Annotated in this window: 18 protein-coding genes; 11 read left to right on the top strand and 7 right to left on the bottom strand. The window is 62.0% G+C overall.

Annotated features, from left to right (window positions below; all coding sequences use genetic code 11):
• Window positions 1–173: 173 nt before the first annotated feature.
• The 5 genes from B8991_RS08165 to B8991_RS08145 form a co-directional block, all read right to left on the bottom strand.
• The gene (locus tag B8991_RS08165) at window positions 174–839 is read right to left on the bottom strand and encodes an SDR family NAD(P)-dependent oxidoreductase (protein WP_084352324.1); all 666 of its coding nucleotides are present in this window, start codon (window positions 837–839) and stop codon (window positions 174–176) included.
• 62 nt (window positions 840–901) lie between these two features.
• Window positions 902–1,165: an amidophosphoribosyltransferase gene (locus tag B8991_RS08160; protein WP_235866582.1), complete on the bottom strand. Its 264-nt coding sequence runs from the start codon at window positions 1,163–1,165 to the stop codon at window positions 902–904.
• Window positions 1,166–1,292: 127 nt separating this feature from the next.
• Window positions 1,293–2,243, bottom strand: coding sequence for a mechanosensitive ion channel family protein (locus B8991_RS08155; RefSeq protein ID WP_084352321.1), 951 nt, complete (start codon window positions 2,241–2,243; stop codon window positions 1,293–1,295).
• Window positions 2,244–2,356: 113 nt separating this feature from the next.
• A complete protein-coding gene (gene purF, locus B8991_RS08150) occupies window positions 2,357–3,817 on the bottom strand; it encodes an amidophosphoribosyltransferase (protein WP_084352715.1) in 1,461 nt (486 codons plus the stop codon).
• 198 nt (window positions 3,818–4,015) lie between these two features.
• Window positions 4,016–5,752 carry a trypsin-like peptidase domain-containing protein gene (locus B8991_RS08145; protein WP_084352319.1) on the bottom strand — a complete coding sequence of 579 codons (1,737 nt, stop codon included), beginning with the start codon at window positions 5,750–5,752 and terminating at the stop codon, window positions 4,016–4,018.
• A gap of 158 nt (window positions 5,753–5,910) precedes the next feature.
• Here B8991_RS08145 and B8991_RS08140 point away from each other — a divergent pair, with 158 nt between their 5' ends.
• The 8 genes from B8991_RS08140 (at window position 5,911) to glmM (ending at window position 16,779) form a co-directional block, all read left to right on the top strand.
• The gene (locus B8991_RS08140) at window positions 5,911–6,840 is read left to right on the top strand and encodes a glycine--tRNA ligase subunit alpha (protein WP_084352317.1); all 930 of its coding nucleotides are present in this window, start codon (window positions 5,911–5,913) and stop codon (window positions 6,838–6,840) included.
• Window positions 6,841–6,969: 129 nt separating this feature from the next.
• A complete protein-coding gene (locus B8991_RS08135; protein WP_084352714.1) occupies window positions 6,970–7,488 on the top strand; it encodes a DUF6446 family protein in 519 nt (172 codons plus the stop codon).
• Between the two features lie 147 nt (window positions 7,489–7,635).
• Window positions 7,636–9,912 carry a glycine--tRNA ligase subunit beta gene (gene glyS, locus B8991_RS08130; RefSeq protein WP_084352315.1) on the top strand — a complete coding sequence of 759 codons (2,277 nt, stop codon included), beginning with the start codon at window positions 7,636–7,638 and terminating at the stop codon, window positions 9,910–9,912.
• Between the two features lie 67 nt (window positions 9,913–9,979).
• Window positions 9,980–12,547 carry a putative PEP-binding protein gene (locus tag B8991_RS08125; protein WP_084352313.1) on the top strand — a complete coding sequence of 856 codons (2,568 nt, stop codon included), beginning with the start codon at window positions 9,980–9,982 and terminating at the stop codon, window positions 12,545–12,547.
• A 147-nt stretch (window positions 12,548–12,694) separates the two neighbouring features.
• Window positions 12,695–13,354 (top strand): cell wall hydrolase, encoded by a 660-nt coding sequence (locus tag B8991_RS08120; protein ID WP_084352311.1) that lies wholly within the window; start codon window positions 12,695–12,697, stop codon window positions 13,352–13,354.
• Between the two features lie 109 nt (window positions 13,355–13,463).
• Complete coding sequence (locus tag B8991_RS08115) at window positions 13,464–14,387, top strand: dihydroneopterin aldolase (protein ID WP_084352309.1); 924 nt, start codon at window positions 13,464–13,466, stop codon at window positions 14,385–14,387.
• A gap of 39 nt (window positions 14,388–14,426) precedes the next feature.
• The gene (gene folP / locus B8991_RS08110; RefSeq protein ID WP_084352307.1) at window positions 14,427–15,446 is read left to right on the top strand and encodes a dihydropteroate synthase; all 1,020 of its coding nucleotides are present in this window, start codon (window positions 14,427–14,429) and stop codon (window positions 15,444–15,446) included.
• Entirely contained in the window at window positions 15,436–16,779 is a 1,344-nt protein-coding gene (glmM, locus tag B8991_RS08105; RefSeq protein ID WP_084352305.1) for a phosphoglucosamine mutase, read from the top strand. Before folP ends, glmM begins: the two co-directional genes overlap by 11 nt.
• Window positions 16,780–16,924: 145 nt before the next feature.
• On the opposite strand, the gene B8991_RS08100 is transcribed toward glmM, so the two are convergent.
• Both B8991_RS08100 and ilvC read right to left on the bottom strand, forming a co-directional pair.
• Window positions 16,925–17,854: a DMT family transporter gene (locus tag B8991_RS08100; RefSeq protein ID WP_179141445.1), complete on the bottom strand. Its 930-nt coding sequence runs from the start codon at window positions 17,852–17,854 to the stop codon at window positions 16,925–16,927.
• 126 nt (window positions 17,855–17,980) lie between these two features.
• The gene (gene ilvC, locus B8991_RS08095) at window positions 17,981–19,003 is read right to left on the bottom strand and encodes a ketol-acid reductoisomerase (RefSeq protein ID WP_084352712.1); all 1,023 of its coding nucleotides are present in this window, start codon (window positions 19,001–19,003) and stop codon (window positions 17,981–17,983) included.
• A gap of 130 nt (window positions 19,004–19,133) precedes the next feature.
• Between ilvC and B8991_RS08090 the strand changes: the two genes are divergently transcribed.
• The 3 genes from B8991_RS08090 (at window position 19,134) to B8991_RS08080 (ending at window position 21,269) form a co-directional block, all read left to right on the top strand.
• A complete protein-coding gene (locus tag B8991_RS08090; protein WP_084352303.1) occupies window positions 19,134–19,589 on the top strand; it encodes an Lrp/AsnC family transcriptional regulator in 456 nt (151 codons plus the stop codon).
• On the top strand, window positions 19,586–20,044 hold the full coding sequence (locus tag B8991_RS08085) for an Lrp/AsnC family transcriptional regulator (RefSeq protein ID WP_084352302.1): 459 nt from the start codon (window positions 19,586–19,588) through the stop codon (window positions 20,042–20,044). The genes B8991_RS08090 and B8991_RS08085 overlap by 4 nt, the downstream gene beginning before the upstream one ends.
• Window positions 20,045–20,132: 88 nt before the next feature.
• Window positions 20,133–21,269, top strand: a complete 1,137-nt coding sequence (locus B8991_RS08080; protein ID WP_084352300.1) for an aminotransferase class V-fold PLP-dependent enzyme — start codon at window positions 20,133–20,135, stop codon at window positions 21,267–21,269.
• The last annotated feature ends 121 nt before the right edge of the window (window positions 21,270–21,390 follow it).

Below are 21,390 nucleotides of genomic sequence, written 5' to 3'. Positions count from 1 at the left end.
GTAGAGGGGCGCGCGCGGGGCAAGCGGCGGAACGCCTTGCTCGGACAGCGCCCGCCCACCCTCCCTGCTGCCCTCGCAAGGCGTGCGCCCATTCGGGCGCGGCGTTGCGAAATCGGAGTTGCCAGGCATGAGGGGTGACAATGTGGTTTTGGCGCGTTCGAATGTCTGACCGTTTACCGGATCTGCGCCAGTAGTCTGTCGGCTTCGCTTCGGGGACGCGCAAGGGGCGTTCGGTCCTCTCCGGGGAAAAACCGTGCCCGTGTTGCGGTGGGCATAGGTTGCGGGGTCAAAACGTGGACCTGTGGTCCGGTATTGACCGATTCCGCCGCCCAGGACCGGACAAGGGCCATCTGTGCCGCCTTGGTCGCGCCATAGGCTCCGAAGAACTTACGCCCGGCTTGCGGATCGTCGAAGAACAGCGCTTGCCCGTCACTGCCCAGCAGTGGTGCGATAAACGGGATCAGCGCCCCCATAACGGTCACATTCACGTCGACGGATTTGCCCCAATCCTTTGCATCCATATGCGAGGCCGGTGACAGGGGGGCGGCGTGGATCGCCGTGTGCGCCCAAAGTGCCACGGGACCCGCCCCGGCCTCCGAGCCGGGGCCCCACCGATCATAGATCGACCGGCACAGTTGGGCCATGGCATCGACATTGGTCACATCCATCGGTGCCAAGGTGGCACTGCCCCCCTTGGCCTGAATGCGGTCGTCCAGCTCTTCCAGCGCGCCGGTCGTCCGGGCAACCGCAACGATGTGATGCGTCTCGCAAAGCGCTTCGGCAAGAGCCGCGCCAAGTCCTCGAGAGGCACCGGTGATGAGGGCGATTTTCTGATCCATGGCTGCGTCTTGCGACAAGAGCACAGCGCGGTCAAGGGGGAGGCCCGCGCCCGTCTTGGCGATCAGGGCACCGCCAGCCAGTTGGTCTTGCCATTTTGCGCGAGGGCCAGCTTGCCTTCGTCAATGGCCAGCACCTTGGCACCGCCGATCTTGTCGCCGATGGCGACGCGCGCAACCCGTCCACTGGACAGTCGCAGCAATGCCTTGGGATTGTTTGCCGGCCCGAAGGTGCCGAGCAGGATCAACTTTCGCAGGTTGCTCTTGCTCTGCTCGGTCGCCTTGTCGAAGACAAATTGCGGCGTGGAGGTCGTTTCTGATTGAGCCATGTTCTTTGCTTGTGCTGATTGTGACTGACGGGATCTATGCTGCAATGCAGCATAATTAAACCCCGTTGGCTCAACCCGGCATCCGGATGGCGGGAAACCGCCGTCCGGTAAGGCAAAGCGCCCGGATTCAGCCTTTGCTGGCCTCCATCCGCACGCGTTCGCGCGGTTTCGGGTCGTCGCCCGTGGCGGGCCAACCTTCGCGCTGTTTTGCGCGGTCGCCGTCTGTTTCCTCGGTCTGATCGTGGAACAGATGCACCTGGGTCGGGTAGGGCATATCGATGCCCGCCTCGTCGAGCGCGATATAGACCGCTTGCAGCACCTCGCCAAATGTGTGGATCTGGGACGCGCGGTCGGATTTGGTCCACCAGCGCAGACGGACGACATTGGCCGAATCGCCCAGTTCCACGGGAATGGTTTCGGGCATTGGGTCGTCCAGCACCCCCTCGACGCGGCTTGCGGCACTGACCATCAGCTTGCGGGCCTCGTTCCAGTCATCATTGCAGCCGATACCGATATCATATTCGGAACGGCGCGTTTCGAAGGCCGTGTTGACGATCACGCTGGCTGTGTAGATTTCCGCATTGGGGATCACAACGCGGCGTCCGTCATAGGTCTTGATCAGGGTGGCGCGGGTTTCGATCCGTTCGACCGTGCCCTCATGCCCGCCGGAAACGATCTGGTCGCCGACCTCGAAGGGCTGACGCAGAAGTATAAGGATACCTGCCAGCATGTTCTGGAGGATGTCCTTGAAGGCAAAACCGATGGCGACCGAACTGACGCCAAGCCCCGCGATCAGGTCGCCGGGGGTCAGGCTGGGGGCCACGATGGTGACGGCGAGCATCAAACCGATGATTGTGACGGTCCAGCGTAGCAGGCTGCCACCGACATCGCCAAGACTGGGGCGGTCACGCTTGCGCGCGAACCGACGGACCAGACCTCCAAGCCCAAGCGCTATCAAATAGAAGAGGACAAAGACCACGATGGCGACGGCAATGTTCGGCAGCAGGCGAAACAACCCGTCCAGCCACGCATCCAGTTTGTCGAAAATCAGTCCGGGGTTGGCGTCAACTTCTTCCAAAAACACTCTCCTGCTGTAAAGGCAGGAGTAAACGCGCCTAGTATCGGCAAAGTTCCGCCGGAAGCGCGCCGAGATGCGGGCGCGGCAGGTTCATCCGTGGCCAGAGCCCTGCCTTATTCGGCGGCCGTTTTCATCTTGAAGCCTTTTTCGATCATATCCGCAGGTTCGACCGGATATTCGCCCGAGAAACACGCATCGCAATATTGCGGTTGTTTGCGATCGCGGCCTTCGGCTTCGCCCACGGCGCGGTACAACCCGTCAAGCGAGATGAAGCGCAGCGAGTTGACCTGAAGATGTGCGCACATCTCGTCTTCGGACATGGTGGCGGCCAGCAGTTTTTCGCGCTGTGGCGTATCGACCCCGTAAAAGCATGGCCAAGCCGTGGGGGGCGAAGCGATGCGGAAATGCACCTCTGCCGCGCCTGCATCAAGGATCATCTCCTTGATCTTGCGGCTGGTGGTGCCGCGCACAACCGAATCGTCGACGAGAATGACGCGCTTGCCCTTGATCAGCGCGCGGTTCACGTTCAACTTCAGCCGGACGCCCATGTTGCGGATCTGCTCGGTCGGTTCAATGAAGGTTCGGCCCATATATTGGTTGCGAATGATGCCCATCGCATAGGGAATGCCAGATTCCTGGCTGTAGCCGATGGCCGCCGGTGTGCCGCTATCGGGCACGGGGCAGACGAGATCGGCGTCCACCGGTGCCTCGCGGGCCAGTTCAACACCGATCTGGCGACGCGTTTCATAGACAGACCGGCCACCAATGATCGAATCGGGGCGGCTGAAATAGACATGCTCGAAGATGCAAAAGCGGGGCTTGCGCGCGCGGAAGGGGCGGATGCTTTCGACACCCTTATCGGCGGTGATCACGACCATTTCGCCCGGCTCGATCTCGCGCACATATTCCGCGCCGATGATGTCAAGCGCGCAGGTCTCCGAGCTTAGCGCCCAGCCGTCTCCGATCTTGCCCAATACCAGCGGACGCACGCCCAGCGGATCGCGCACACCGATCAGCTTTGTCCGGGTCATGGCAATCACGGAAAACGCGCCTTCGACACGGCGCAGCGCATCTTCCATCCGCTCGGGGATATTGCGTTGCAACGACCGCGCCATAAGATGAATGATGCATTCGCTGTCGCTTGAGGACTGAAAGATCGAGCCGCGTTCGATCAGCTCGCGGCGCAGCGCGTCGGCATTGGTGATATTGCCGTTATGCGCAATCGCCGCACCACCCATCGAGAACTCGCCAAAGAAAGGTTGCACGTCGCGGATTTGCGTCGGCCCCTTCGATCCGGCGGTGGAATAACGGACATGCCCGATGGCCAGCGGTCCGGGAAGGGTTTCCATCAGCGATTGCGAGGTGAAATTATCCCGGACATAGCCGAAGCGCCGGGCAGAGTTGAAACCTTGCTCGGCGTCGTGGCTGACGATGCCGCCGGCCTCTTGACCGCGATGTTGCAGCGCGTGCAGGCCAAGCGTTACGAAATTGGCCGCATCGGTGACGCCGACAACGCCAAAGATACCGCATTCCTCGCGCAGTTTGTCATCATCGAAAGGGTCGGTCGTGGGCATGATCTTGGACAAGACAGAAGGCTCCGAATCCCAGGTCAGATCTTGTGCCCCGTCTTAGAGGGTGATCTGCCGAGTGTCACGAAAGGATCACAAATAGATGCGCCAAGCGGCGAATTAGCGGTAACATTGGCGCGAGAAGCGATATTCCGGTGTCTGGCGGCAATCTGACGCAACCTAAAGAAGATTGCGCCATGAAGGTTATTCCCAACAGCTGACCAGAACGGTCATGCCGCTGGCCAGTCGGGTCAGGTCTTCGGGTGCCATTGGTGTGGCGGCTGCCGCGGGGTCTATCGTAACGCCGAGCGTGCCGAAAAACTCGCGCAGGGTGTTGGCATCGGCGGCAAAGCTGACCTCATCGGGCAATTGTTTGCCGCCTTCGTCACGCGGCAGAAGCATGCCCAGAACAGCGCCGCCCGTGTCATAGACCGGGCCGCCTGCATCGCCGGGATGGGCGTTCACCGCCAGTCGTTCCAGCCGCTCGTCGCCCGACAGGCCGCGCAGATCCTGAAGCGTGCCATAGGTCACGGTCGGCGCGCTGAGAACGCCGCCGAAACTGTAGCCGGAAATTGCCACTTCGGATTGCAACCGGGGAGGGGTCTGGCGGAAGGATGCCACCGAGATTGGTGCCAGCTGCGACGCAGGACGCAGCACGGCAATCCCAAGATCGGGGTCGCTGGCAATCACGGTGGCCTCATGTTCGCCATCCAGCGTGATGCGTGCGCATTGCTGCGTGGCCTCGCTGGTGGTGGCGACCGATCCATCGCGGCTGATATAGAAGCCCGAGCGCGAAATCTTCGGCCGACGTACGTTTAACCCTGCGACCAGATCAATGTTCTGCGCGTCATCCTTGAATTGAGCGGGGTCCAGCACGGCGGGGGTGGTGGCAAATGATTTCTGCATCTCGGCCAAGACGCGCGTGCGGCGTTCTTCGTCGCCTGCGGGCCAGACCAGGGTGAAGCCCTTAATGGTGCCATTCACGACGCGTGCTTCGGTATGGCTGGTGATGCGGGCGTTGCTGCCCGTCAGGGTAAAGCTGTTGCGCTGCCGTTCACGCGGGCCTTCCAGCGGCACGATCTCCAACGTCTGCATGATTTCGTACAGGCCATAAAGCGTGTCGCGGTCGCCGGGCTGCGAGATCAGGATGACGCGCGCGTCAAAGTCTGTTGTCGGCGTGTAATGTACGAACGGTGCTTCGTAATGATCGAATGCAACAATGCCCATTGGCAGCTGCATGGTGATGCCTGCCTTGGATTCGGTCACTTGCCGCAGGCCCATCCCGTCCAGCACCGCATTATACTGTTTCAGCAGGTCGGCGCGCTGGCGCGTGGTCAGAATGCCGGTCGCCTCGAACCCGTTGTCACGTTGCCATTGCGCCATGGACCCACGGGTTCCGCGCCCGAAAGCACCGTCTATGCCTGCGTTGTAAACCCCGGCCCACCGCAAGGCGATCTGTAGCTCTTCACGCTCTGCGCGGGTCAGTTGCGCCTCGCTGGCGCGGGCCTGACGCGGGGTTTCGTCAACGACTGCTGGAGCCGCGGGTGTCTGCACAGCCTGTTGAGGCAGCTCTGGCGTTTCGACCTGCGGAACCGGCTGGGGGCGCGGCGCGTTCAGGGCGGCACCAACCGGCCAGAACTGACGTCCGTATTGGCCCGGCTCCTCGATATAGGAATCGCGCGGCACCTGACCATTCCCGCGCAGTTGCCGCAGCAATGCCTCGGCCTCTGCGCGCGGATAGGGACCAAGAGCCAACCCGTACCAGCCGCCTCCAAGCGAAAAGCCGTTCACATCATTCAGCACCGACGCGTAGTCGCGCGCGCGATCCTCGGCGCGTGTCAGGCTGGGTTGTGCTTCGATCTGGATATAGGCCATGTCCTGCGCGATAGCGGCCTGTGCCATGAAAAATGCTGCGACCAGCGAAAATATGAACTTTGGCATACGAATGGTAATTCCTGCTCTTCGTCTTTTTGGGTTTGGGCCTTTTTGGCAGTTTTATCAAATAGGACGGTGAGCGCACTACAAATTATGGTCAGAGCCGTGATTGACGCTTGACGCACCTGAGAATAGGTAGGCCGTGGATCACAAAGGGGCAGGTCATGGACGCACGCTCAGGCAAACCGCGCAGTTTTCAGGAGATTATCCTGCGGCTTCAAAGTTATTGGGCCAGCAAGGGCTGCGCCATGCTGCAACCCTACGATATGGAAGTGGGCGCGGGCACGTTTCACCCGGCCACGACGTTGCGCGCTTTGGGGCCAACCCAATGGGCTGCGGCCTATGTCCAGCCCTCGCGCCGTCCGACCGACGGGCGCTATGGCGACAGCCCCAATCGTTGGCAGCACTATTATCAGTATCAGGTCATCATCAAACCCAGCCCGCCGGATCTGCAAGATCTGTATCTCGGCTCGCTGGAGGCGATCGGCATCGACATGGCACTGCATGACATCCGCTTTGTCGAGGATGACTGGGAAAGCCCCACTCTGGGTGCCTGGGGTCTGGGCTGGGAGGTTTGGTGCGACGGGATGGAAGTCAGCCAGTTCACCTATTTCCAGCAGGTTGGCGGGCATGATTGCCACCCCGTCTCGGGTGAGTTGACCTATGGGCTGGAGCGGCTGGCGATGTATGTTCTGGGCTTTGACGACGGCAATCTGATGCCGTTCAACGACCCGGACGCGCCGATCCCGCTGACCTATGGCGATGTGTTCCGCGAAGCAGAGGCACAATATGCGCGCTGGAATTTCGACGTGGCCGATACCGATGTGCTGATGCAGCATTTCAAGGATGCCGAGGCCGAATGCAACCGCATTCTGGCCCAGCCCGAGGACGACCCCAAAACCGGGCGGCGGATCGTGATGGCGCAGCCAGCCTATGATCAATGCATCAAGGCCAGCCATCTTTTCAACCTGTTGGACGCGCGCGGCGTGATCTCCGTGACCGAACGTCAAGCCTATATCGGCCGGGTCCGCGCGCTGGCCAAGCAATGTGCCGATGCGTTCGTGCAGACCGACGCCGGGGGTTGGGCGGCCTGACGTCCCGGCAAGCCTGATGCCGTCCATATCGAACGGCCTGCGCCGCCCATCAAACCGGGGCACGCCGAGGGGCGGACAATCCGCGAAACAAGGCAATCATTGCCTCAGAAGACAGGACACGATTCGATGATGGGCAAGCTTCTTGGCGCGGTCATCCTGCTGTCAGCACTCGCGGCGGGCATCGCAATCTACTATTTTCAGGTCTACGGCTTTTATACAGAGGTCGAACCGCACGGCACCGATGACGTGATGCTGACCTCCATGACCACTGGTGAGCGGGAGCCGATCCCTTACGACGCGTTCCGTGCGATTGACGCGGACAGCTCTCCAATCCGTTACCGCGCATGTTTTTCCACACGGCAAAGCCTTGACGCGTTGGACGGTGCCTTTGCCCCCTATGAAGGCGCTGCCCCGCGCGTGGCACCGGGATGGTTCGACTGTTTCGATGCCGAGGAAATCGGCGATGCGCTGGCCGATGGCAGCGCGCTGGCCTTTCTGGGGCAGCGCAACATCGAATACGGGATCGACCGGGTGGTTGCGGTCTTTGACGATGGCCGCGGCTTTGTCTGGCACGAGATCAACGACTGCGGCGACAAGGCCTATGACGGCAGCCCGGTCGATGAAACCTGTCCCGACCGACCGAACTGATGGCAAGGCGGGCGGGCCTTGCACGGATGCGGATTGTCTGTGCGATTTTCTGCGCTTGCACTGGACCCTCGCCAGCCTTGCCGTTATCCAAACCGCGAATGAGGCGTCCTGCCGTGGGCAGGGGGCGATGACGCAAGGGTGCCACCGATGCCGGATCTTCTGATCGAACTGTTCTCCGAGGAAATTCCAGCGCGCATGCAGGCGCGTGCGGCAGAGGATCTGAAGACGCGGGTGACGGAAGGGCTGGTCGAGGCGGGCCTGACCTATGCAGGCGCGGCCGGTTTTGCCACGCCGCGCCGTCTGACGCTGGCTGTCGAAGGCCTGACCGGCCGCTCGCCTACATTGCGCGAGGAACGCCGTGGGCCGCGTGTCGATGCGCCTGAAAAGGCCGTCGAGGGGTTCTTGCGCGGTGCCGGTCTGACGCGCGATCAATTGGAAAGCCGCGAAGAGAAGAAAGGCACGTTCTTCTTTGCCGTGGTCGAAAAGCCGGGCCGCGACGCAAACGTGATTGTGGCCGAGGTGCTGGAAGGCGTTGTGCGCAACTTCCCGTGGCCCAAGTCGATGCGCTGGGGCGATGGCAGCCTGCGCTGGGTGCGGCCGCTGCACCGGATCCTGTGCATCCTGACCACCGAGGCAGGCGCGGAAGTTGTTCCGCTGGAGATTGACGGGATCAAGGCCGCAGACGTGACAGAGGGCCATCGCTTCATGGCGCCGGGCGCGTTTTCCGTAACGTCGTTCGAGGATTACGCGGCGAAGTTGAAGCGCGCCAAGGTGATCCTGACGCCAGACGAGCGCGCCGACCATATCTGGCAGGAGGCCAGCAACATGGCTTTTGCATCCGGGCTGGAAGTGGTCGAGGATCGCGGCTTGCTGGCCGAGGTTGCGGGGCTGGTCGAATGGCCGGTCGTGCTGATGGGCGCGATTGACGAGGCTTTTCTTGGCCTGCCGCCCGAAGTGCTGCAAACCTCGATGAAAGAGCATCAGAAGTTCTTTTCCGTCAGGAATGCCAAGACCGGGCGGATCGAGCAATTCGTGACCGTCGCCAACCGCGAAACCGCCGATCAAGGCGCGACCATCTTTGCGGGCAACCGGAAGGTTCTGTCGGCGCGGCTGGCGGATGCGAAATTCTTCTGGGAGAATGACCTGCGCACGGTAAAGCGCGAGGGCATGACCGCCTGGACCAACCGTCTGGCCGATGTGACCTTCCATGCCAAGCTGGGCAGTCAGGCCGACCGGATCAACCGCATCGGCGCGCTGGCGCGCGAGATTGCGCCGATGGTGGGCGCCGATGCCGATCTGGCCGAACAGGCCGCGAAGGTCGCCAAGGCCGATCTGTCCTCGGAAATGGTCTATGAATTTCCAGAACTTCAAGGACTTATGGGGCGATATTACAGTGACGCCGCAGGCTTGCCGCCCGAAGTGGGGGCGGCCTGTCAGGAACACTACTCCCCCCTCGGCCCGTCTGACGACGTGCCAACGGCCCCAGTCTCCGTCGCCGTGGCGCTGGCCGACAAACTGGACACGCTGATTGGCTTCTGGGCGATCGACGAAAAACCCACCGGTTCGAAAGACCCCTATGCCCTTCGTCGAGCAGCGCTGGGGGTGATCAGGCTTTTGTTGGCAAATGAACTTCACGCCAGCATGGACCAAATAATTCTTGATCACATCACATTCATTTTTGTTTTACGCAAAGGTACGGTTAGACCGCCCAACTCTTCCGTCAAACAAGCGATAATATCGGACCTTAGAGAGTTACTTTCGTCAGAAGGCAAAGGTGAACCAGTCGAACCAAATTTGTTTCAGGCCGATTTGATGAAACTTCAGACAACGGCTGCCGACCTCCTCTCCTTCATCCACGACCGTCTCAAGGTTCACCTGCGCGACGAAGGTATTCGGCATGACGCCATTGACGCCTGCCTAGCCATGCCCGGCAATGACGATCTGACACTGTTGGTGAAACGGGCGCGGGCTTTGTCGGATGTTCTCAAAACCGAAGACGGGGCCAATCTGGTGCAGGGCTTCAAGCGCGCCAACAATCTTTGGAGAGATGAAATGAAGAAAGCCGGCGTTGAAGATGATGAGTTATTTCTTAAGGCAATTCAGATTTTGGAGGACGCCGAGGAAAACGACGGCGTCGAATATTCCTTCGGCGCGGATGTGAAATTCGCCGAGAGCGACGAGGAAAAAGCGCTGTTTGTCGCACTTGATGTCGCCGATGCCCGGATCAAACCCGCGATGGCCAAGGAAGACTTTGCCGAGGCGATGGCCGCCATGGCCGATCTGCGCGCGCCGATTGATGCGTTCTTCGAGGCCGTGCAGGTCAATGACGACAACGCGGTGCTGCGGCGCAACCGGTTGAACCTGCTCAGCCGGATCCGGCAGACCTGTCTGGCCGTCGCGGACCTTACGTCAATCGAAGGTTGAGCGTCTGCGATGACCGTAACACTTGGCATATGCCACTGGCGGCGTATGCTGCGCAGCAGATACAAGGATGCTGCATGTGCACAATGATGATCCGGCCGTCACTCTGATCACGCCAACCTCTCCGGTGTCCGCGCCCACCCATGGCGGCCGTGCCAAATGCCTGCAACGGCTGGTGCGGCTCGATCTGCCGGTGCCCCGGACGGTGGCGCTGTCCTTTGATACCGTGCAGAAGATCGCGCAGGGCAGCATGCCGGACGTGCCCGCCATTCTGGAGGAATTTCCCGACGGTGCGCTGCTGTGTGTGCGCCCCTCATCCGAAGACCCCGACTGGGGCGGGCCGGGGGCGGTGCTGAATATCGGCATGAATGACGCCCGCTTTGCCGATCTGACCGAAAAGATTGGCCAGGACGCGGCGGCGCAACTTTATATGCGGTTCATTCAGGCCTATGCGGCGCATGTGGCGCGGCTTGATCCGGATATGTTCGACGGGATCGACGGCGCCGGGCCGCGCAGGCTGGCGCAGGCGCTGGCCGCCTATGAGGAAGAGGCCGAAGAGGCGTTTCCGCAATCGACCGCCGTGCAACTGGCAGAGGTGTTGCGATCCATGGCGCGGGCCTGGGGCGGCACCACGGCGCGGCTTCTGCGCGAGGCCAAAGGCGCACCGGTCGATGCCGGGCTGGGGCTTGTGGTGCAGGAAATGGCGCTTGGCGTGGGGCAGGCCGAATGCGGCTCCGGCGTGCTGCAAATGGTCAATTCCGATACCGGGCTGCCGCAGATCACCGGCCGTTACCTGAGCCAGAGCCAGGGCCGCGAAGCCCTGTCCGGCCCCGAGGCGATCTATCTGGAGCGCGACACGCGCGGCCCGTCGCTGGAGGAGCTCGCCCCCGAGGCGTTCGCCGCGCTGAAGGTGAACGGGGCGTTAATGCGCCGGAAGCTGCGCGAGGAAATGCAGATCGAGTTCACCATCGACAATGGCGCGCTGTTCATTCTGGACGGGGTGCGGGTCCGGCGTTCGCCCCGCGCGGCCTTGCGGATCGCGGTTGCGCTGGCCAATGACGGCATCATCTCGCGTCAGGAAGCGCTGATGCGGGTCGAGCCGCGGGCGCTGAGCGAATTGCTGCACCGGCAGGTCGATACGGCGGCGGCGCGTGACAGGCTTGGCACCGGGATCAATGCCAGCCCCGGCGCGGCGACCGGCCGGATCGTGTTTTCGGCCAATGCCGCACAGGCGAGTGCGGCGCGGGGCGAGTCCTGTGTGCTGGTGCGCCGCGAAACCTCGCCCGAGGATATTCGCGGCATGCATGCGGCCAGCGCGGTGCTGACCGAACGCGGCGGGATCACCAGCCATGCGGCGGTGATTGGCCGGGGGATCGGGCTGCCTTGCGTGGTGGGCGCGGCGCGGATGCGGTTCCAGATCCGGCGCGGCCTTCTGACGGCAGAGGACGGGCGCACCTTCCGCGAAGGCGACGTGATCACCATCGACGGCACCAATGGCGAGGTGCTTGCCGGGGCGCCGCCGATGATCGAGGCGGCCCTTGGCGAAAGCTTCAAGACCTTCATGGCCTGGGCTGACGAAGAACGCGACATCGGCATCCGCGCCAATGCCGATACGCCCATGGACGCGCAGACCGCCCGGAATTTCAATGCGCAGGGCATCGGCCTGTGCCGCACCGAACATATGTTCTTCGAGGCGGACCGTCTGACGGTGATGCGCGAGATGATCTTTGCCGATGCGCCTGACGACCGCCGCTCTGCGCTGGAACAATTGCTCCCGATGCAGCGCGCCGATTTCACCGAATTGTTCCGCATCATGCAGGGTCAGCCGGTCTGTATCCGCCTGTTCGACCCGCCCCTGCACGAATTCCTGCCCTCGGACCGCGCGGGCCTGCGCGATCTGGCCGAGGCGCTGGATCTGCCGGTCAGCGATGTGACGCGCCGGGTCGAGGCGATGGGGGAATACAACCCGATGCTGGGCATGCGCGGCGTCCGTCTGGGCATCACCGTGCCGGAAATCTACGACATGCAGGTCCGCGCCATTTTCGAGGCCACGATAGAGGCCAGCCGCGACGGCGACCCGGTCGTGCCGGAGGTGATGATCCCGCTTGTGTCGGCCAGCCGCGAGGTGGAACTGGTGCGCAAGCGGATAGATGCGGTCGCCGCCGCCGTGAAGGCCGAGCAGCAGACAGAGTTCGATTACCGGCTGGGGGTGATGGTCGAAACGCCGCGCGCCTGTCTGCGCGCCGCCGACATCGCGGCCCATGCGCAATTCCTGTCCTTCGGAACCAATGACCTGACGCAGATGACTTACGGGCTGTCGCGCGACGATGCCGGGCGCTTCATGTCGGAATATGTCCGTCAACAGGTATTCCCCGAGGATCCGTTCCACATTCTTGACATCGAAGGTGTGGGAGAGCTGTTGCGTCTGGGGGTTGAACGCGGCCGGAAAAGCCGGGCCGACATCACCTTGTCGGTTTGCGGCGAACATGGCGGCAACCCCGAATCGATAGCATATTGCCGTCAGCTTGGTGTGGATTATGTCAGTTGCTCATCATTTCGCGTGCCGGGTGCTCGGTTGGCTGCGGCACAACTGGCAATCCGGGATGCCATGAAGGCATCAAATATGCCGATTCCATAGGTTTTTGCGCAGCATTATTTCCGTCGGGCGGATAATTGCTGGTTCCCGTGCGTAAGCTGGACGGATCTAGACAAAATCTTTAGGCACACATCGTTTGATCGCGGCAGCGCCCGTGATCACCTGCTGCCCTGCCTGAGGACCTGACCGATGTTTCGCTGCCTGACAATTGCCTTTACCGCTGCATTTCTGACAACTCAACCCGCATTTGCTGAATTGAGTTCCAACGCTGCACATGAATTGATCCGGCTGGAAAAAACCAGCCTTCAGGGTGTAAACCGCGCCCGGTTGAAGTGGATGGTCACGCCGACACCGGCATCTGTGACCGAGACCTACAAGCCTGCGCCAAACGAGATCAGCTACAGCAGCAAATGGCTTGCCGGCCAACCGTCGACCCAGGGGGGTCCGCAATGGCGCTGCCTGGCCGAGGCGCTTTACTTCGAGGCGCGGGGCGAGACGCTGAAAGGACAGTTCGCTGTGGCCGAGGTGATCATGAACCGGGTCGACAGTGCGCGTTATCCCGATTCGGTCTGCGGTGTGATCAAGCAGGGCACAGGCCGTAAATTTGGCTGCCAATTCACCTATACCTGTGATGGCGTCGCTGAACATATCGGCGAACCAGCCGCTTTCCGCCGCGTCGGCAAGGTCGCGCGCGCGATGTTGGACGGCGCACCGCGGGATCTGACCGATGGTGCCACATTTTATCACACCTCTGCCGTCAGCCCGAAATGGGCGCGCAAATTTGCCCGGACCGCCACGATCGGCGTGCATCATTTCTACCGCCGGGGTACGCAGATCTCCAGCAACTGATCGCGGAGGCGGCCGTTTTGGGCGGCTGATCCGCCATCCGGTATTCGCGCTTGCCCGTCTGCTCTGTTCATGTGACACAACTTTATTGCTACACCGGAGCGTCTCGCGCATGTCAAACGAAGTCCGTCTTGCCTTTGCACATCCACAGGAACGCGCAGAGGAGAGTTCTGATCACGCTCCGCTGGACCGCATTTCGCTGCGCGACCATATTGCCGAGATCGAGATCGGTGCCTTTCAGGCAGAACGCGGCACCACGCAGCGCATCTGTTTCAATGTCGTGGTCGAGGTTCAGCCGCTGACCGGCGATGTCGATGACGACGTGGACCGCATTCTATCTTATGACCGCGTCACCGAGGCGATCGCACACGAGCTGGGTGCTGAACGCCTCAATCTTCTGGAAACTCTGGCAGAACGCATTGCCGAGCGGATCCTTCTGGAACCTCAGGCCATCCGCGTCTTTGTTCGCATCGAAAAGCTGGACCGTGGTCCCGGTGCCCTGGGCGTGGAAATCGTCCGCGCCCGGCGTGAAAGTTCGGCAAGGCGGCCCTTGCCGGATGATATTCCGCATCCGCGCGTTGTCTATCTGTCCAACGCGGCGATGGCCGATCCGGATCTTGGCAAGATGATCGACAAATTGGTGGCGTCTGACGCGCCGCTGATCTTCTGTGTTGGTGTCCCGGATCAGGCCGGACCGATTGCGGGCGCGCCTCTCGCGCAACGTCGAATCGATCTGCTCGCTATCGAGCAGAATGGCTGGGTGCTTGCAGGGCTTGATCGACGCTGCGTCGTGGTGGAAACCCGGACAGAGCTCGACTGGGCGATGAAGAATGGTCAGATCTGTGTATGGGCTCCTTCGAAGATCGTGCTGGACGCGGTGGACGGCCCGGTCACACAGCACAGCGAAGGCGTTGCGCTTGCAGCATGGTTCTCGGGGCTGCTAGGTGCCTGCGAAATGCTGGTGATCGGCGAAACTCCGCCCGGCGATGTGCCCGTGCCGGTGCGCGCGCTCACCAAGGGGGCAGAGCTGTTCTGATCTCTTGCCAAGCCCGTGAGTGTGACGCATTCAAGACCCATGAACGCATATTACCGACCGCTGATCTGCCGTAACGGCCCACGCCCTGACACTGCGCTTGACGTGGCGGGCGGCCCCCATTGGTTCTGCGAGGCCGAGATGCGGCTGCGCGACGGAACGCGAAAACGTGTGCCGTTGTCCGCGGTGCCAGCGGCTTGGCAAGCCGCAATCTCCGCGCCGCGTGCTGATGTGGCCGGGCTGGCCCTGGACAGGCTACGCCTGATGGGCATTCTCAACGTCACACCCGACAGCTTTTCCGACGGCGGACAACATGACGGTTACGATGCCGCGATCTGCCATGCGACCGCCATGCAGCAGGCGGGTGCCGATCTGATCGACATCGGCGGAGAATCCACCCGGCCCGGTGCCAAACCCGTTCCGATCGAAGAAGAAATCGCCCGCACCGCGCCTGTGATCGCTGCGCTGACAAAGGCAAGTATCGGCCCGATCTCCATCGACACACGCAAGGTGCCCGTTGCCGAGCAGGCCGTCGCGTCTGGTGCCGGGCTGGTCAACGATGTCTCGGGTCTGGACCATGATGCCGCTATGGCGGGGTATGTCGCGCGCACGAAGCTGCCGGTGTGCGTGATGCACAGCCAGGGCGACCCAGAGGTCATGCAGGACGATCCGCGCTACAGCGATGTGTTGCTGGATGTGTATGATTTTCTTGCCGCCCGCGTGGCGCGATTGGAACAACTCGGTGTGCCGCGGGGACGTATCGTCGTCGATCCGGGGATCGGCTTTGGCAAGACCCAAGCCCACAATCTGGCGCTGCTGAACGGCATCTCATTGTTTCACGGGCTGGGCTGCGCCATTCTTCTGGGCGCATCGCGCAAGAAATTCATTGGCACGATTGGCGGCACGGCAGAGGCGGGCGCGCGGGTCGCGGGCTCGGTCGCGGTGGCGCTGGCAGGGGCGGCGCAAGGCGTGCAGATCCTGCGCATACATGACGTGGATGAGACACGGCAGGCACTGGCGCTCTGGTCGGCAATAGAACAAGGAGAGCAGTATGGGGCGTAAGCTATTCGGCACGGACGGTGTCCGGGGCAGGGCCAACAGCCATCCGATGACCGCAGAAATGGCGCTGGCCATCGGGGCCGCCGCCGGGCGCTATTTTCGCCGTGACAGGGATGGCGTTCACCGCGTAGTGATCGGCAAGGACACACGGTTGTCGGGCTACATGTTCGAAAACGCGCTGACGGCCGGGCTGACTTCGACCGGAATGAGCGTGCTGCTGCTGGGGCCGGTGCCGACGCCTGCGGTGGGCCTCCTGACGCCGTCGATGCGCGCCGATCTGGGGATCATGATCTCTGCCAGCCACAATCCCAGCCAGGATAACGGCATCAAGTTCTTCGGGCCGGACGGTTTCAAACTGTCGGATGACGCCGAAGCACAGATCGAGGCGATGGTCGCGTCCGGGGTTGACGTCGCCCCGGCGGACGAGATCGGCCGTGCCCGCCGGATCGACGATGGGCGTTTCCGCTATCAGGAACGTGTGAAATCGACATTGCCGCAAGGCCTGTCATTGGACCGGATGAAAGTCGTTGTGGATTGTGCCAATGGCGCTGCCTACCGCGCAGCACCTGAAGTCCTGTGGGAACTGGGTGCCACCGTGATTCCGGTCGGCGTGTCACCCAATGGCGAGAACATCAATCACGATTGCGGATCGACCAAGCCGCGCATCGCTGCGGAAACCGTGGTCGCACATGGGGCGGATGTCGGCATCTGCCTTGACGGTGATGCCGACCGGGTGATGATCATTGACGAGACCGGCACGGTCGCCGATGGCGACCAGATCATGGCGCTGATGGCCGCTCGCTGGGCCGAGGAACAGCGGTTGCGCGATGGCGTTCTGGTCGCAACGGTCATGTCCAATCTGGGGCTGGAACGGTTCCTCGACGCGCGCGGGCTAAGGCTGGAACGCACCGCCGTGGGCGACCGTTATGTGGTCGAGGCGATGCGCCGTGGCGGCTGGAACCTGGGCGGCGAACAGTCGGGCCATATCGTGATGACGGATTATGCCACCACCGGGGATGGTCTGATGGCAGGCCTGCAATTCCTTGCGGCGATGGTAAAATCCGGCAAACGCGCCAGCGAACTTGCGCGGAATTTCGAACCGGTGCCGCAAATGCTCAAGAATGTGCGCTTCGCCGCGGACCGCGCCCCTCTGGAGGTTGCCAGTGTCCAAAAGGCCATCGCAGCGGCCGAAGCGGACCTGAAAGGCAATGGTCGCCTCTTGATCCGCAAATCCGGAACCGAGCCGTTGATCCGGGTGATGGCCGAATCCGAAGACCAAGACCTGCTTGACCGGGTGGTGAACGACGTCGTCGCCTCGGTCGAAGCCGTTATCTAAGGCCTGCGCGACATATCGAAACCTCGCCGTAACGCTCCTTCCCCCTTCTTCTTGGTCAAAATACTCCGGGGAGCGCGAGGGGCTGGCCCCTCGCTTCCTTCGTGTCGCCAAAACACTGCCCCAAGAACAAGTAACCCCCAGCGCCTCAGCCGGATTTTTCGCCGGCGCGCCGGAACATGCGACGCAACGCACCGTATTGGCTCAGCGCGACGCCTGTCAGGATCAGCACAAGCGCCAGAAGCAGGGATCGGTGCAGCGGCTCTCCCAGAAGCAGGGCACCAAGCGTGACCGAACAAAGCGGCACGATGTAGTTGGTCAGGCTCATGAAGACCGGTCCGGCGCTGCGAATCACCAGGACCCGCAACAGGTTGGCACCTGCCGTGGGGATCAGGCCCAGCAAGGCAAGCAACATCAGGGTCCGGCCATCGGGCAGTGGCGGCGGCCCTTCGGCGATCCATGCCATGGGCACAACAAAGAGGCTTCCGAAGATCAGGGGCATCGCGGCCAGCCCGATACCGTCTATCGGTGGCAGCCGTCGCATCATGACAGAACTGATCGCGTAACAGGCGGCGGCCCCAAGGCAGGCGACACGGCCCCAAGGCTCCAATGCCGCGCCGGTTGTGGCCAGTGCCTGTCCGCCGATCAACACGGCGACGCCAGCAAAGCCGATCAGAAAACCGATCGTGCGGCGCAGCGTCATCCGTTCTCCGGGCACAAGAAAATGCGCAAGTGGCAAAACCATCAGCGCCACCGCCGCCATCGACACGCCCGCAAATGCCGATGTGACGAATTGCTGCCCCCAGCTTAGCAGGGCGAAAGGAATGGCGGCGCTGAACGCACCGGCAAAGGCAAGGGCGGGCCAGTCTTTCTGTTCGGTCAGGAATAAAGGAAAGCCGCGCAAGCCCCAGACGGCCACCGTCAGAGTGGCGGCAAAAGCGATCCGCGCGGCGGCCAGCCAAAAGGGGGTGATGCCTTGCAACGCCAGTTCGATGACAAGGAAGGTCGCCCCCCAGACCACGCCCAGGGCCAGCACCATGAACCAACTTCTCGAAGTGATCTCGGCAGGTTGCGTCATGCGATGACCTTGTAAGCTTTGCGGGGGCTTCAAAATTTCAGTCAGTGAACCGAGGCATTGGCGCGGTGGAACGAAAAAGGGGCACCCGACAAGGGGCGCCCCTTCGCGCTGATCCTGTGGATCAGATCAGTTCTTTGCTTTGTCGACCATCTTGCCGGCAGAGATCCAGGGCATCATGCCGCGCAGCTTTTCGCCGGTGGCTTCGATCTGGTGCTCGTCATTGATGCGGCGTGTCGCCTTGAAGGACGGCTGGCCAACGGCGTTTTCCAGCATGAAGTCACGCACGAATTTGCCGGTCTGGATGTCGGTCAGAACCTCTTTCATCCGTGCCTTTGTCTCGGCATAGGGCAGGATGCGCGGGCCGGAGACATACTCGCCATATTCGGCCGTGTTGGAGATCGAGTAGTTCATGTTGGCGATGCCGCCTTCGTAGATCAGGTCCACGATCAGCTTCACCTCGTGCAGGCACTCGAAATAAGCCATTTCCGGCTCGTACCCTGCCTCGACCAGCGTCTCGAACCCCATGCGGATCAGTTCGACCAGTCCGCCACACAGCACGGCCTGCTCGCCGAACAGGTCGGTTTCGCATTCCTCGCGGAAGTTGGTCTCGATGATGCCGGACCGCCCGCCGCCGATGGCGGAACAGTAGGACAGGCCGATTTCCAGCGCCTTGCCGGTGGCGTCATTCTCGACTGCCACGAGGCAGGGCACGCCGCCACCTTTGGTGTATTCGCCGCGCACGGTGTGGCCGGGGCCTTTGGGCGCCATCATGATGACGTCAACGCCGGGCTTGGGCTCGATCAGGCCGAAATGCACGTTCAGACCATGGGCAAAGGCAATGGCGGAGCCTTCTTTCAGGTTGTCGTGGACGTATTTCTTGTAGGTGTCGGCCTGAAGTTCGTCGGGCATGGTGAACATGATCAGGTCACACCAGGCCGCAGCTTCGGCGATGCCCATGACCTTGAGCCCTTCGCCTTCGGCCTTCGCGGCAGAGGGGGAGCCTTCGCGCAGGGCGACGACGACATTCTTGGCACCCGAATCGCGCAGGTTCAGCGCGTGGGCATGGCCTTGCGAGCCGTAGCCCAGAATGGCCACTTTCTTGTCCTTGATGAGATTGATGTCGCAATCGCGGTCGTAGTAAACGCGCATGAGGAATCCTTCCTTGGTGTTTGTTTGGGCGCACTCTACCCACCATGCCGCGATAGTGTTTGCGTTTTTCGCGTAAATCTGGAAATTGTAGGAGGTTCCATTCGTATAACGGAAAAAATTCGGTAAATTCATGCTGGACGATATCGACAGACGCATTCTGCGGCATTTTCAGGCCGCGCCGGAATCGGCCTCGGCCGATCTGGCGGACCGGGCAGGGGTCACGTCCAGCACATTGGCGCGCCGGTTGGAGCGCATGCGCGCGCGGGGCGTGCTGCGCGGCGCGCGGGCAGAGATCAACTGGCCGGTTCTGGGCTACACGGTCGAGGTCAGCCTGAGGGTGACGCTGGACAAGACCCAGCCCCGCGCGTTCGACGACTTCATCGAAGCCGCGCGCGAGGTTCCCGAAGTGATCGAGATCCAGACCTTTCTGGGGCAGGTCGATGTGCGCCTCTCGGTGATCGCGCGGGACATGGCGCATTATCAGGACCTTTATCGCAGCCGCATCCTGACCTTGCCGCATATCTCGGATCTGGATGCGCTGATGCATGTGGCGCGGTTGAAAACGGATGAGACGCTGCCCTTATGATGGATATGGACGAGATTGACCGCGGGTTGATCCGCGCGCTTGCGCAGGATGCGCAGGCCAGCGCGGGCGCGTTGGGTCGGCAATTCGGCCTGTCGCAGCCTGCGGCCTGGCGGCGGATCAAGCGATTGCGCGAGGCGGGTGTGTTTCGCGGCGTGCGGCTGGATCTGGACAAGGCGGCACTTGGATTCAGTGTGACGGTGTTTCTGGGGGTCAAGCTGGCAACCAAGGGCCGCGTCAGCCTTGAGGATTTCGAACGCGCTGTCGCGGCCGTCCCCGAGGTGCAGACGGTCGAACATGTGTTGGGCATGTATGATTATCGCTTGCGGGTGGTGGCGCGCGACATTCCTGATTTCGAGCGCGTGTTGCGACGGCGGCTGATGACATTGCCGGGGGTGGGCAGTGTCGATGCCAATGTGTTGCTGAGCGAGGAAAGACGCCCCGGACCGTTGGGTTGACGGTCTAGCCGCACCCAAGGCGCAGGTAGGCTTTGCCATTCCGCCGCTGACTTGCTAGCGCTAGTGATAACGCTATGGAGGTCCAAAAATGGCTGCTTTGCTTGATACCGTCGATCCCGACGGGTTGCTTGAATTTTCGGTTGTCTTCACCGACCGGTCGCTCAACCACATGTCCAAGGCGTTCCAGCAGGTGATGCGGGACATCTCGGAGATGCTGCGCGAGGTGTATAATGCCGATGGCGTGGCGCTGGTGCCCGGTGGCGGCACTTTCGGGATGGAGGCCGTGGCGCGCCAGTTCGGGCAGGACGCCAAGGTACTGGTGGTGCGCAATGGCTGGTTTTCGTTCCGCTGGAGCCAGATTTTCGACGCGTCCGGCATTGCCAATGACACGACCGTGATGAAGGCGCGTCGCATGGGCAACGAAACACAGGCCCCGTTTGCACCCGCGCCGATCGACGAAGTAGTTGCCCGCATCCGTGCCGACCGGCCGGATATTGTCTTTGCACCGCATGTCGAGACATCCTCGGGTGTGATCCTGCCTGACGATTATATTCGGCAGATGGCGGAAGCGGCACATGAGGTCGGCGCGCTGATGGTGCTGGATTGCATCGCGTCGGGTTGCATCTGGGTCGATATGAAAGCGACGGGCGTGGACGTGCTGATCTCGGCACCGCAAAAGGGTTGGTCCTCGACGCCTTGCGCGGGGCTGGTGATGCTGTCGGAACGGGCCGAGGCGCGGATGGCCGAGACCACGTCGGACAGCTTTGCCATTGATCTGAAAAAATGGCGGCAGATCATGCAGGCCTATGAGGGCGGCGGTCATGCCTATCACGCGACATTGCCCACCGATGGTCTGCGCGCCTTCCGTGACACGATGACAGAGACCAAACGACTGGGTTTCGCGAAGATGCGGGACGCGCAATGGGATCTGGGGACAAAGGTTCAAGCGGCGCTGGCTGCGCGCGGGATTGCCTCGGTTGCGGCGGACGGTTTTGCCGCGCCGGGTGTTGTGGTCAGCTACACCGGGTCGCCGGACATCCAGTCGGGCAAGGCCTTTGTCGCCGAGGGCGTGCAGATCGCGGCAGGCGTGCCGTTACAATGCGACGAGCCTGAGGGGTTTTCGACCTTCCGTCTGGGGCTTTTCGGACTGGATAAGCTGGCGGATGTCGATGCCACCGTCGCACGGCTGGAAACGGCGCTGGACGCGGTTCTGGCGAAGACCTGAGGCTGCCGGGTTTGACCGCAAGGTGCGCCCCTTGGCGGGGCGCGCCGGAAAGTTCGCGTTCGCACGCAGCAGGGGCTTGCGCCCCCGGTCGCCAAGGCGACCTCCCCCGGCGCAGGACCGT

The organism is Primorskyibacter flagellatus (genome assembly GCF_900176485.1).
Lineage (GTDB): Bacteria > Pseudomonadota > Alphaproteobacteria > Rhodobacterales > Rhodobacteraceae > Primorskyibacter > Primorskyibacter flagellatus.
The sequence above is the reverse complement of the archived record's forward strand: the minus strand, read 5'-3'. Positions and strand labels throughout refer to the sequence as shown.

Coding starts and splice junctions, on each gene's coding strand:
- B8991_RS08120 (WP_084352311.1), top strand. CDS start 12,695: ATGTTTCGCTGCCTGACAATTGCCTTTACCGCTGCATTTCTGACAACT.
- glyS (WP_084352315.1), top strand. CDS start 7,636: ATGCCGGATCTTCTGATCGAACTGTTCTCCGAGGAAATTCCAGCGCGC.
- B8991_RS08145 (WP_084352319.1), bottom strand. CDS start 5,752: ATGCCAAAGTTCATATTTTCGCTGGTCGCAGCATTTTTCATGGCACAG.
- B8991_RS08135 (WP_084352714.1), top strand. CDS start 6,970: ATGGGCAAGCTTCTTGGCGCGGTCATCCTGCTGTCAGCACTCGCGGCG.
- glmM (WP_084352305.1), top strand. CDS start 15,436: ATGGGGCGTAAGCTATTCGGCACGGACGGTGTCCGGGGCAGGGCCAAC.
- B8991_RS08080 (WP_084352300.1), top strand. CDS start 20,133: ATGGCTGCTTTGCTTGATACCGTCGATCCCGACGGGTTGCTTGAATTT.
- folP (WP_084352307.1), top strand. CDS start 14,427: ATGAACGCATATTACCGACCGCTGATCTGCCGTAACGGCCCACGCCCT.
- B8991_RS08085 (WP_084352302.1), top strand. CDS start 19,586: ATGATGGATATGGACGAGATTGACCGCGGGTTGATCCGCGCGCTTGCG.
- ilvC (WP_084352712.1), bottom strand. CDS start 19,003: ATGCGCGTTTACTACGACCGCGATTGCGACATCAATCTCATCAAGGAC.
- purF (WP_084352715.1), bottom strand. CDS start 3,817: ATGCCCACGACCGACCCTTTCGATGATGACAAACTGCGCGAGGAATGC.
- B8991_RS08160 (WP_235866582.1), bottom strand. CDS start 1,165: ATGGCTCAATCAGAAACGACCTCCACGCCGCAATTTGTCTTCGACAAG.
- B8991_RS08100 (WP_179141445.1), bottom strand. CDS start 17,854: ATGACGCAACCTGCCGAGATCACTTCGAGAAGTTGGTTCATGGTGCTG.
- B8991_RS08140 (WP_084352317.1), top strand. CDS start 5,911: ATGGACGCACGCTCAGGCAAACCGCGCAGTTTTCAGGAGATTATCCTG.
- B8991_RS08115 (WP_084352309.1), top strand. CDS start 13,464: ATGTCAAACGAAGTCCGTCTTGCCTTTGCACATCCACAGGAACGCGCA.
- B8991_RS08125 (WP_084352313.1), top strand. CDS start 9,980: ATGCTGCATGTGCACAATGATGATCCGGCCGTCACTCTGATCACGCCA.
- B8991_RS08165 (WP_084352324.1), bottom strand. CDS start 839: ATGGATCAGAAAATCGCCCTCATCACCGGTGCCTCTCGAGGACTTGGC.
- B8991_RS08090 (WP_084352303.1), top strand. CDS start 19,134: ATGCTGGACGATATCGACAGACGCATTCTGCGGCATTTTCAGGCCGCG.